Annotated in this window: 11 protein-coding genes and 1 tRNA gene; all 12 read left to right on the forward strand. The window is 69.1% G+C overall.

What is annotated here, in order from left to right; all coding sequences use genetic code 11:
* Window positions 1-126: 126 nt before the first annotated feature.
* The 12 genes from ABD134_RS12365 (at window position 127) to ABD134_RS12420 (ending at window position 11,589) form a co-directional block, all read left to right on the forward strand.
* Window positions 127-199, forward strand: a tRNA-Trp gene (locus tag ABD134_RS12365).
* Between the two features lie 75 nt (window positions 200-274).
* The gene (secE, locus tag ABD134_RS12370) at window positions 275-535 is read left to right on the forward strand and encodes a preprotein translocase subunit SecE (protein WP_115931919.1); all 261 of its coding nucleotides are present in this window, start codon (window positions 275-277) and stop codon (window positions 533-535) included.
* A 381-nt stretch (window positions 536-916) separates the two neighbouring features.
* Entirely contained in the window at window positions 917-1,675 is a 759-nt protein-coding gene (gene nusG / locus ABD134_RS12375) for a transcription termination/antitermination protein NusG (protein ID WP_378108302.1), read from the forward strand.
* A gap of 152 nt (window positions 1,676-1,827) precedes the next feature.
* Complete coding sequence (rplK, locus tag ABD134_RS12380) at window positions 1,828-2,259, forward strand: 50S ribosomal protein L11 (RefSeq protein WP_115931918.1); 432 nt, start codon at window positions 1,828-1,830, stop codon at window positions 2,257-2,259.
* A 98-nt stretch (window positions 2,260-2,357) separates the two neighbouring features.
* Window positions 2,358-3,074 carry a 50S ribosomal protein L1 gene (gene rplA, locus ABD134_RS12385; RefSeq protein ID WP_344229873.1) on the forward strand — a complete coding sequence of 239 codons (717 nt, stop codon included), beginning with the start codon at window positions 2,358-2,360 and terminating at the stop codon, window positions 3,072-3,074.
* Between the two features lie 128 nt (window positions 3,075-3,202).
* Entirely contained in the window at window positions 3,203-4,411 is a 1,209-nt protein-coding gene (locus ABD134_RS12390) for a GNAT family N-acetyltransferase (RefSeq protein ID WP_344229875.1), read from the forward strand.
* Between the two features lie 173 nt (window positions 4,412-4,584).
* Window positions 4,585-6,336 carry an FAD-dependent oxidoreductase gene (locus ABD134_RS12395; protein ID WP_344229877.1) on the forward strand — a complete coding sequence of 584 codons (1,752 nt, stop codon included), beginning with the start codon at window positions 4,585-4,587 and terminating at the stop codon, window positions 6,334-6,336.
* An 85-nt stretch (window positions 6,337-6,421) separates the two neighbouring features.
* Entirely contained in the window at window positions 6,422-7,207 is a 786-nt protein-coding gene (locus tag ABD134_RS12400) for an IclR family transcriptional regulator (protein WP_344229879.1), read from the forward strand.
* A 132-nt stretch (window positions 7,208-7,339) separates the two neighbouring features.
* Window positions 7,340-7,633 (forward strand): YciI family protein, encoded by a 294-nt coding sequence (locus tag ABD134_RS12405; RefSeq protein ID WP_344229881.1) that lies wholly within the window; start codon window positions 7,340-7,342, stop codon window positions 7,631-7,633.
* A 4-nt stretch (window positions 7,634-7,637) separates the two neighbouring features.
* Window positions 7,638-8,756 (forward strand): zinc-binding dehydrogenase, encoded by a 1,119-nt coding sequence (locus ABD134_RS12410; protein WP_344229883.1) that lies wholly within the window; start codon window positions 7,638-7,640, stop codon window positions 8,754-8,756.
* Window positions 8,753-10,480 (forward strand): FAD-dependent oxidoreductase, encoded by a 1,728-nt coding sequence (locus ABD134_RS12415; RefSeq protein WP_344229885.1) that lies wholly within the window; start codon window positions 8,753-8,755, stop codon window positions 10,478-10,480. Before ABD134_RS12410 ends, ABD134_RS12415 begins: the two co-directional genes overlap by 4 nt.
* A complete protein-coding gene (locus tag ABD134_RS12420; protein ID WP_344229886.1) occupies window positions 10,477-11,589 on the forward strand; it encodes a Gfo/Idh/MocA family protein in 1,113 nt (370 codons plus the stop codon). Before ABD134_RS12415 ends, ABD134_RS12420 begins: the two co-directional genes overlap by 4 nt.
* Window positions 11,590-11,631: the final 42 nt, after the last annotated feature.

Raw genomic sequence — 11,631 nt, forward strand, 5'->3', positions numbered from 1 at the left:
CGTGCCCGTGTGTGCGCCTTGGAGAAGCGGCCGGTTCGACTCACTGCCCCCGATGCCGTAAAGTTGATGCCCGGTGTTGAAAAGCACCAGGCTGGGCCGTGCCGTGGGAAACCACTTCCGGCCCCTAGGGTAGTGGCGCAATTGGTAGCGCAGCGGTCTCCAAAACCGCAGGTTGCAGGTTCGAGTCCTGTCTACCCTGCGCAGGGTGGTCTTTCGGAGATCCGAAAAGCCCCCGGCAGGACAGTTTCAGTGTCGACCTAGCAAGTGAGGCCAAGTGACCGAGGCAGTTGCGAACAGCACTGGGGACCAGAACCCCGGCACGCCGCGGAAGCGAGGCCTCTTCGGCAGAATCGCCCTGTTCCTGCGGCAGGTGGTGGACGAGCTCAAGAAGGTCGTCACCCCCACCCGTGAGGAGCTGGTGAAACTCACGGGCGTCGTGCTCGCCTTCGTGATCTTCATGATCTTGCTGGTGACCTTGTTGGACTTCTTGTTCGGCATGGGTGCCTCCTTCGTCTTCGGCGACGGCAGCGCCTGACGCTTCCCGCCGGTGGACGCATGCCCTGCCGGAAGTACGTTGAACGCGTGAAGAAAGCAGGAATCAGTGTCCGAGCAGGAACTCGAACCGCAGGCCGACGCCCTCGCCAAGGCTGACGCTCTCGAAGAGGAGCAGTCCCAGCCGTCTCAGGACCCCGAGACTGCTGAGGATGCCGCCGTCGCCGGTGAGCCCGTCGTGCCGGCTGAGCCGGCCGATGCCGAGGAGTCGGATGCCGACGTCGACCCGCAGGTCGCCGTGGACCCGGCGATCGAGGCCGACGGCATCGACGAGAGCTACGACGAGACCGCCGAGCCGGAGGTCGATCCCCAGGCAGAGACCCGCGAGGTCACCGCTGAGGCATCCGCTGAGGACCAGGGTCAGATGACCCTTCAGGAGGAGGACCTGGCCCAGAGCGGTGCTGAGTCCGCCGATCGACCCGACGCCGACCTGGTCGGCGAGGATTCCCTGGACGTGGAGCCGGTCGAGGCTGAGTCGGCCGTCGAGGCCGAGCCGGAGGTGGATCCCTCCGAGGAGCTCCGCACCCGCCTGCGCCGTCAGCCCGGCGACTGGTACGTCATCCACACCTACGCCGGCTACGAGAAGCGCGTGAAGACCAACCTGGAGACGCGTGTCCAGACCCAGGAGATGGAGGACTACGTCTATGAGATCGAAGTCCCCATGGAAGAGGTCGTGGAGATCCGCAACACCACGCGCAAGCTAGTCAACCGGGTGCGCATCCCCGGATACGTGCTCGTCCGCATGGACTTGACGGACGCCTCCTGGGGAGTGGTCCGCCACACCCCGGGCGTCACCGGATTCGTGGGCAACGCCCATGACCCGTTCCCGCTCTCCCTCGACGAGGTCTACTCCATGCTGGCGCCGTCGGTCATGCAGGAGGCCACCAAGACGGCCCAGGCCGAAGGTCGGCCCGCCCCGGCGGGCGCCGAGTCCGCCCCGGCTGTCGAGGTCGACTTCGAAGTCGGCGAATCCGTCACCGTCAACGACGGTCCGTTCGAGACATTGCCGGCCACCATCTCGGAGGTCAAGGTCGAATCGCAGCAGCTCGTGGTCCTCGTGACCATCTTCGAGCGCGAGACCCCGGTCACCCTCTCCTTCAACCAGGTCACGAAGATCCGGTAGGAGGCACCACCAGACTTCGCCCCCTCCGGTTGCTTCGGCTGCTTTGGCCGGACGGTGGCGGACCGGTCACCGCGCCACGGTGGCCACCAGCTCCGGAACACGCTCCTGTGCTTCGGGGAACACGCAAGAAGTTACAGAAGAAGGACCCGATTATGGCCCCCAAGAAGAAGGTCGCAGGCCTGATCAAGCTGCAGATCCAGGCAGGAGCCGCCAACCCGGCCCCTCCGATCGGCCCTGCGCTCGGTCAGCACGGCGTGAACATCATGGAATTCTGCAAGGCGTACAACGCCGCCACGGAATCCCAGCGTGGCAACGTCGTCCCCGTCGAGATCACTGTGTACGAAGACCGTTCGTTCACCTTCGTGACCAAGACCCCGCCGGCCGCCGAGCTCATCAAGAAGGCTGCCAAGGTCGCCAAGGGCTCTTCCACCCCGCACACGGACAAGGTCGGCAAGCTGACCCAGGCCCAGTGCGAGGAGATCGCCCAGACCAAGATGGAAGACCTCAACGCCAACGATGTCCAGGCCGCGGCCAAGATCATCGCCGGCACCGCCCGCTCCATGGGCATCACCGTCGAAGGCTGACGGAAACAACTCTTTTCAGCACTTCAGCAACACAGCTCATTCCAGTGGCAGGGTCGCGCGCGACCCGCAGACCACGACTGCATAAGGAGAACAAGCAGATGGCACAGCGCAGCAAAGCATACAAGGCGGCTCAAGAGAAGATCGGCGAGGACATCTACGGTCCCGTCGAGGCCATCGCCTTGGCCAAGGACACCAACCCGTCCAAGTCGGACGCCACCGTGGAGGTCGCCTTCCGCCTGAGCGTCGATCCCCGCAAGGCCGATCAGATGGTGCGCGGCACCGTCAACCTGCCGCACGGCACCGGCAAGACTGCCCGCGTGGTCGTCTTCGCCACCGGTGACAAGGCCGCAGCGGCCGAGGCCGCCGGCGCCGACTTCGTGGGTTCGGACGACCTGATCGCCAAGGTCCAGGGCGGCTGGACCGACTTCGACGCCGCCGTCGCGTCCCCGGACATGATGGGCAAGGTCGGCCGTCTCGGCAAGGTCCTCGGTCCGCGCAACCTGATGCCGAACCCGAAGACCGGAACGGTGACCCCGGACGTGGCCAAGGCCGTGACCGACATCAAGGGCGGCAAGATCGACTTCCGCGTCGACAAGCACTCGAACCTGCACTTCATCATCGGCAAGACCAGCTTCGATGCTGACAAGCTGGCCGAGAACTACGCCGCTGCCCTGGAGGAGGTGCTGCGCCTGAAGCCGTCCGCGTCGAAGGGCCGGTACATCTCCAAGGCCACCATCTCGACGACCTTCGGCCCCGGCATCCGGGTGGACCCGAACGTGGTCAAGATCGAGACTGAGGCCGCCGCTCAGGCCTGACCTCAGGTCGGGGCAGTAGCTTCACCACCAGTCTCATCATCGGGGCCGGAACCAGCGAGAGATCGCGGTTCCGGCCCCGGTGCGTTAATGCGACCAGCAATCCGGTCCGGTGCGGCATCATGAACACCATGAGGATCGAATGGCTGGACCTTCCCGACACCCTGGATCAGACCCGGCTGCCGATGCCGCCCACCACGGCGGACTTCTTGCAGGTAACGCAACTGGCCAACCTGGTGACGTCCCTGTTCTGGGGCAACAACGACTTCTATGTCTCCCCGGAGAACCAGTTGGCCGGGGCCACGTCCCGGGAGGACGTGCGCACCTCCTACGTCGTCGCCCGGGAACCCCTGACCGGAGACCGGCCGGATCGCATCATCGCCTACGCCGCCCTGAGCCTGCCCTGGGAACCGGGCGTCTCGACGGATGGCCAGCCCACCGCCCAACCGACCACCGCCGAGGTGCACGTGGCCGTGCACCCCGACTTCCGGCGCCGTGGGGTGGGGACCGCCGTGCTGCGCGAGGCTGAAGCCGAAGCGGTGCGGAGCGGGCGCTCCGTGCTGCAGTCCTGGACGGACAACGCCCTGGTGGACCCGGCTGCCGTGGGGTCCGGTCCGGTGTTCGTCTCCGGGACCTCGCTGGAGACCGGACTGACCCCGGTGGTCGGGACACACCCACCATCCCTGCCCGACGCCGGCCGGGACCGGATCCGCTGGCAGGCGGCGGATGCCGCGTTCGCCGCCGCCCACGGCTACGAGCTGGCCCAGGTGGAGTGGACCTCCGTGCTGGACCTGCGGGAGGCGGCCGGTGCCGCACTGCTCGCGGAATCCGGCTCGGGCGTCGCCGAGGAGCATGGCTATGACCTGGTCGTCTGGGAAGGCGCCTGCCCGGAAGGGGATGCGGAATCGATGGCCGGGCTGCTCGGCCGGATGGCGGCTGAGGCGCCCGCCGCGGCCCTGGAGCGGGTGGCAGAGCACTGGGATGTGCCCCGATTGCGAGCCGAGGAGCGGGCCCGACGGGAGATGGGCCTGTCCATCATCACGACGGCGGCGCGCGACCGGTCGACCGGGCGGCTCGTCGGGCATTCGGACATCGAGACCTTCGCCGACCTGCCCCAGGCGGCCTACCAGGGCAACACTCTGGTGCACCCGGAGCATCGGGGGCGGGGACTCGCCGTGCTCCTGAAGGCCGTCAACGTCTCGCAACTGCTGCGGCTGAAGCCCGAGGCGGAACGCCTCTACACGTGGAACGCCGCCGAGAACGGGGCGATCCTGCGCGCCAACCAGGAACTGGGGTTCGTGCCGGTGTCCACCCACCCTGCTTGGCAGAAGAGGGTCTGAAGCACCACCGTTTCCTGTTCAATGGGAAGTGGCCTCCCGGCTGTCACTGCCGTGGGCGACGATGGTTCGTGAGCCGCGTCACGGGCGCGGCATCCCACCCCGAGGCGACACTGGTCACGGGGACCCCACCTGACCCCAGTAGACCTCAGCCGAATTCAGAACAAGGCAGGCCCATGACCGAGAACCCTCCCGCACCGACGCCTCCGACGTCCGCCTCATGGGACCAGGAGGTGGACCTCCTGGTGCTGGGCACCGGTGCCGCCGGTCTCTCCGCAGCCCTGACCGGCACCCAGGAGGGATTGTCGGTGCTGGTCCTGGAGAAGACCGACTACATCGGCGGGACGACGGCCTACTCGGCCGGGACCTGCTGGATCCCGAACAACCACTTCCAGCACGAGGACGGCATCACCGACGATGCCGAGAAGGCCGAGCGCTATCTCGACCGACTGGTGGGGGAGAAGTCGGACAAGGCCCTGCGGCAGGCATACCTGGACAACGGTCCGGCGATGCTGCGCTACATGGAGGATCTCGGAGTGACGTTCCGGCGGTCACCCGCCGTGGTCGACTACCATTCGGAGCTGCCGGAGACCGGGCAGACCGGACGGGCCCTGGAACAGGAGCCCTTCGACGGACGCGCCCTGGGTCGAAGCCGCTTCCGCCACATCCGGCCCCCCGTGCCCGAGTTCGCGCTCATGGGCGGGACCATGATGCTGCGCCGTGCCGAGGTGGGCACCCTGCTGGGACTGTTCTCCAAGAAGCCCGGAAAGGCCGTGAGGGCAGCGGCCACGGCGGCGGGCCTGGGAGCACGCTGGGCCCTGGACATGGTCCTGAATCCGCGCGGCACCCGGCTGGTGATGGGCAATGCCCTCGTGGCCCGTCTGTACGCCGAGGTGCTCCGCCGGGGTGGAGACGTATGGCGCAACGCGTACACCACGGAGCTGCTGCGGGACACGGAGAGGGTGACGGGCGCCGTTGTGGGCCATGAGGGGCGCGAGCTGCGGATCCGGGCCCGGCGCGGCGTGGTGCTGGCCGCCGGCGGGTTCGCCCAGAGCCCCCAGCTGCGGAAGAGGTTCATGCCCGAGCCCACGCCCCAGTTCTCCCGCGCCGCCGAAGGCGCCACGGGTGACACCCTGCTCCTGAGCGAGGCCGTCGGCGCGGCGGCGGGGACGGACAACGGCGAGAACGCCCTGTGGTTCCCGTCCTCGATCGGAACCCGGGCGGACGGCTCCACCGTGGTGTTCCCCCACATCTGGGACCGGGCCAAACCCGGCCTGATCGCGGTCAACTCCGCCGGCCGGCGCTTCGTGGACGAATCACACTCCTACCACCGCTTCGTGCGGGCCATGTACGCATCGCACCGGACGGTCCCGACCGTCCCGGCCTGGCTTGTGGTGGACTCCAGCACCCTGGCGAAGTATGGGCTGGGCATGATCACCATGCCGCATCTGCCTGCCGCCATGCTGCAGAAGTACATCGACGACGGCTACCTCCACCGGGGCGCCACCCTGCGGGAGCTGGCCGTAGGTATCGGTGTGGACCCCGCCGGCCTCGAGGAGACCGTCCGCCGGTACAACGGCTTCGCCGAGACCGGCGTGGATGAGGACTTCCAGAAGGGCGAGCTGATGTTCGGGCGGGTGGCCGGGGATCTGGAGCACACGCCGAACCCGAACATCGGCCCGATCCGGCAGGGGCCGTTCTACGCCGTTGCCGTGGTCCCGACCCCATTGGCCACGGCCTACGGGATCCGGGTCAACGCGCAGGCCCAGGTGGTGGGCCGTGACGGTGCGGTGCTCGAAGGACTGTACGCCGCCGGCAATGACGCCGCCTCCGTCATGGGCAGCGAGTACCCGGGCGCCGGCTCCCAGGTCGGTGCCGGGATGACCTTCGGCTGGGTGGCCGCGCGTCATGCGGCCGGCGCCGCCTGAACGCTGCCGAAGGAGGCACAGCCATGGGCAGAACTCTGGTGCTGCTCCTGGCGCCGTTGCAGGCCACCCGGAGCGGGAGATCCTGATGGCGAACTCACCCTCCGGCGAATCGCTGATCCAGCGCCTGGTGCGGGTGCTGCATGCCTTCGATGCCGACCACCCGGAACTCACGGCCTCCGAACTGGCCGTCCGCACGGGTCTGTCCTCCTCCACCGCCCACCGCCTGGCGGGGGACATGGCCGAGGAGGGGTTGCTGCGACGCACCCCGGACGGCCGCTTCCGGATCGGCCTGGTGCTGTGGGAACTGGGTCAGCGCAGCTCCACCTACCAGGAATTCGGCCAGGCGGCGCTGCCCTTCATGGAGGCCGTACATGTCACCCAACGCCAGAACACGTCGCTGGCCATCCTGGACCACGACGACGGCACGATCATCTATCTGGAACGACTGATCAGCAGGGACGTGTCGACGGACCTGACCAAGGTCGCCGGCCGGTTGCCGGTGCTCTCCACGGCGCCGGGGTTGGCCATCCTGGCGCATTCCCCGCGCCAGCTCCAGGAGCGGTACCTCACCGCGACCTGGGACCAGGCCACGCGTCAGTCCGGTATCACCGAAGTGGGGTTGCGCCGCCGACTGGCGCAGACCCGCACGGACGGCTATGCCCATCTGCGCGGGATCACCGTGGCCGGCTCCTCGGGCACGGCCGCACCCGTCTTCGGGCCGGGAGGCCGGGTCCTGGGCGCCATCTCCATCGTGGCCGAGGTGGATCAGATCAACCTCCAGATCCAGGCCCCCGTGCTGTTGGCCGCGGCGCGAGGGCTGTCCCGGCAGATGGGCTCGCGCGGGAAGTCCGGGGGATGGGAGCCCTCCTGAGGGCCGGAGGAGGGCCGAGTTGTGCTTTGCCATTCAATGGGAATGCGGACGCGGGGGGAGGTCTCTTCCGGGCACGATGGCTTGTAATGCCGGTCACAGGGCCGGCGTGCATCAACCCGAGGAGCTGCATCCATGACCGCCTATGCCGTCACCTACGCCTACGTCCCCGAGACCGAGGAGATGGTCGCCACCCGACCCTCCCACGTGGAGTTCCTGTCCGGGCTGCACGAACAGGGCACGCTCCTGGTCTCCGGACGGCTGACCGAGGCTGAACCACTGGGCGCCCTGCTGATCATCAAGGGTGAGTCCGTGGACGAGGTCTCCTCGGTCATGGACGGCGACCCGTTCTTCCAGGCCGGCTTCGTCGCCGAACGCACGGTGCGGAAGTGGAACATCACCTTCGGCTCGATCGAGGGCGCCGAGTAATCACATGACCTCGACCACCCCCGCCACCATGGCCACCGCCGCCGTGACCACGAGCCGCCGCGCCATCGAGTACCGCAGCATCGCGGCACCGATGCCGTCACCGGGTATGGCGGTCATCCGCATGGCGTCCGTGACCCTCTGCGGCACCGACGCGCACATCTGGGATGACGACTACGCCACTGAGCTGCCGATCATCCAGGGTCATGAGGCTGCCGGAACCATCGCCGCCCTCGACGCCTCGGACATGACGTCGGGCGTGGGTTCGGCATCCGGCGGCTGGGCCGTGGGTGACCGGGTGGCCATCTCGCCGATGTTCTACTGCGGGCAGTGCCACGCCTGCTCCATCGGGCGAGTCAACGCCTGCCGGCACATGAGTGTCTACGGCTGCTATGAGGACGGCTCGCTGGTGACCGAACAGGCCGTCCCGCTGGAGAAGCTGTACCGGGTCCCGGACGGACTGGAGCTGTCCTTGGCGCCCATGTCCGAGCCGGCCTCCATCGCCATGCAGGCCGTCAACCGCGGCCGCGCCCAGGCCGGTGAGGCGGTCCTCGTCTCCGGGGCCGGACCGATCGGCCTCCTGGCCGCCGTCTACCTCAAGGAACTGGGCTGCGACGTCACCGTCTCGGACATGAACCCGTCCCGGCTGGCACTGGCCGCGGCCCTGGGCGCGGACCGCACCTTCACCGTCACGCCCGGGGAGTTCCCGACGGCGGCGCAGCGGACCGAGCTGGACCAGCTCACCCGCGGCGACGGTCCGTCGTTGATCATCGACGCCACCGGCGCCCCCGCCTCGGTGGCCACCGGGGTGGACCTGGTGGCCACGGCCGGCCGCGTGGTCTGCGTCGGCATCTCCGACGCGGAATTGCGCCTGACCCTGCGCGCCCTTCCGGTCAAGGAGATCGACCTGCTCGGCTCGCGCAACTCCCAGAACCTCATCGGCGAGGCGCTGGAACTGCTAGACCGCCATCAGGACAGCATCGGTGCCCTGCTGACCCACCGCTTCGCGTTCACCGAGCTCGATGCGGCCTTCACGACCCTGGTCGACCCGACCGCCGGCGTCGGGAAGATCGCGATCGACTTCCCTGAACGTCCTGAATCCCCGGAAGGAGCCAGCCGACCATGACCGATGCCGTGGAGACCCGTTCCCTCCTCACCTCCGTGCCCGAGCTCGCCGACCGCTACGACCTCGTCGTCATCGGCTCCGGTTGCGCCGGGATGACCGCGGCCCTCGTGGCTGCGCAGGCCGGTGCCTCGGTCCTGGTGCTGGAGAAGGCGGACCGGCTCGGCGGCACCACCGCCGCCGGGGGAGGCGTGATGTGGGCACCGGACAATCACCTCATGGGATCGCGTGGCTTCACCGACACCCCCGAGGACGCCGCCGCCTACCTTCGGGCGGCCACGGGTGAGAGGCTCTCCGAGGAGGAGATCTCCTGGTATGTCTCCACTGCCGCGGAGGCGGTCCGATTCCTGGACGAGAACACGCGGGTGGACTACGCCCCGCTGTTCCGGCCGGACTATCACATGGAATGGCCCGGGGCCACGGCCGGAGGCCGCGGCCTGGACCACCGGGAGTTCGACCCCTCTGTGGTGCCGGGACTCGCGGAGGCGCTGCGTCCACCGACCTACCTGCCGCTGCTGACCATGGACGAGCGGGACCACCTGCACGGTGCGGCGCCCGATCCCGCGCTGCTCGCCGGCCGCGCCGAGCGCGGGGTGCGCACGATGGGCGGGGCGCTGGCAGGTGCCCTGACCGCCTCGGCCTGGGAGGCCGGCGTCGTGATCGCGGCCGCTGCCCCGGCCACGGGACTGCGGCATGGTGCTGGCCGGGGCACCGGCACTGGCAGCGGCACTGGCAGCGGCGCCCACACCGGCGGTTGTTGGCACGTGGCGGTGGCCGGTGAGCGGGAGATCGCGGCCGCGTCCGTGGTCATCGCCTCCGGCGGCTTCGAATGGTCGCCCGAGCTGACCGGAACCCTGCTCACATTCCCCGTCACCCCGATCTCCGCGCCCAGCAATGCCGGCGACGGGCTGAAGCTGGGCCTCTCCGTGGGCGGTTCCTTCACGGAGACCACGGACATCTGGGGCGTGCCGGTGATCACCGCCCACGGTGCCACCTACGACGGCCGGCCCTCGGGCCGGATGGGCAACGTGGAGGCCACCCTGCCCGGCGGCATCGTGGTGAACTCCGCCGGCCGCCGCTTCGTCAACGAGGCCCTGAACTATCACGACTTCTCCCGGGTCTTCGCGAACATCGACCCCGCGACCTCCCAGTACGCCAACATCCCGGCCTACCTGGTGGTGGACTCGCGATTCGTCTCCCGGTACCCCGTCGCCGGGAACCCGGTTTTCTCCGGGCCCGCCGAGGCCCCGGACTGGATGGTCCGGTCGGACACGCTGGCCGGGCTGGCGCAGATCATCGGGGTGGACCCGGCCGGCCTCGAGGAGACCGTGGCCCGCTTCAACCCGGCGGCGGAACGCGGTGAGGACCCGGAGTTCGGCCGGGGGTCCTCCGCCCAGGACCGGCACCTGGGAGACCCGCAGAACCTCCCCAACCCCTGCCTGGCACCGCTCGCGGATGCACCGTTCTACGCCGTGCAGCTGCACCCCGGCGCCCTGGGTACGGCGGGCGGCCTGCGCGCCGACCTGGACGGGCGTGTCCTGGACTGGAACGAGGCCCCGCTGCCGGGGCTGTATGCCGCCGGCAACTGCTCGGCGACCGTCTTCAAGGACGCCTATCCCGGAGGTGGGGCCACCATCGGCTCGGCCGTCACCCGCGCCTACGCCGCTGGCCGGCACGTCTCCCGGACCTGTCAGCAACCAACCACCACGGAGGACATCCACGTATGAGCACCGCCGGACCCGAAACTCAGAACAGCACCCGGGACCGCACCCTGCGCGTCGGCATCGCCGGAGGGGGCGCGGTCTTCCGCAACCATCTGGAGGCCTACCGCGCCCTGCAGGACGTCGAGGTGGTGGCCGTGTGTGACATCGACGCCGAGCGGGCCGGTGCGGTCGCCGCGGCCCATGGGATCGAGCATGCCTTCGGCTCCGTCACGGACCTGCTGGCCTGGCGCGGTGCGGACGGACGCGGCATCGACCTGATCTCGGTGTGCACCCCGCATCCCACCCACGAGGCCGTCGTCACGGAGGCCGCCGCCGCCGGCGTGCACGTGCTGTGCGAGAAGCCGATCGCGATCGACCTCGAGGCCGCCGAGCGGATGGTGGCCGCCTGCCGCGAGGCCTCCGTGACCTTCGGTGTGCTGTTCCAGCGCCGGTTCTGGCCCGCGGCCCAGCGGATCCGGGCGGCCATCGACGACGGGACGCTGGGCACGCCGATCCTCGGCCACTGCTCCGTGCTGCTGCACCGGGAACCCGAGTACTACTCCGCCACCGATTGGAGGGGCACCTGGGCCTCGGACGGCGGCGGGGTGCTGATGACCCAGGGCATCCACTACATCGACCTGCTCCAGTGGTTCATGGGCGAGGTGGTCGAGGTGAACGGGCACAGGGCGACCTTCGTGCACGGCGACCACATCGAGGTCGAGGACTCAGCCGTGGCGACCCTGAGGTTCGCCTCCGGGGCCATCGCCACCGTGCAGGCCTCCACCGCCGTCACCCCGTCACTGGGCGTCCAGGTCCGCGTCACCGGTTCCACAGGCGCCACCGCGCAGGTGACCGAGTTCCCGGAGGGGACCGACGGCCGGGTAGATATCTGGGCGGCCGGCGACAGCGTCGGCGCCCAGGAGACCTGGCCGTCCTCACTCAACCCCAACGTAGACCTGGCTGCCATCAACGGTGCCCTGATCCCGTGGCACCGGGCCCAGGTGGCCGACTTCGTGGACGCCGTCCGCACCGGCGGTACCCCCGCCGTGACCGGCGAGGAGGCCACCAAGTCCCTGCGCATCCTGCTGGCCGTGTACGAATCCTCCAGTACCGGAAAGCCGGTGGTGTTCTGAGCCGTTTCGGTCCACTGAGGTGACCACAGCCAACGGCGCCCC

This window comes from Citricoccus alkalitolerans (assembly GCF_039528175.1).
GTDB lineage: Bacteria > Actinomycetota > Actinomycetes > Actinomycetales > Micrococcaceae > Citricoccus > Citricoccus alkalitolerans.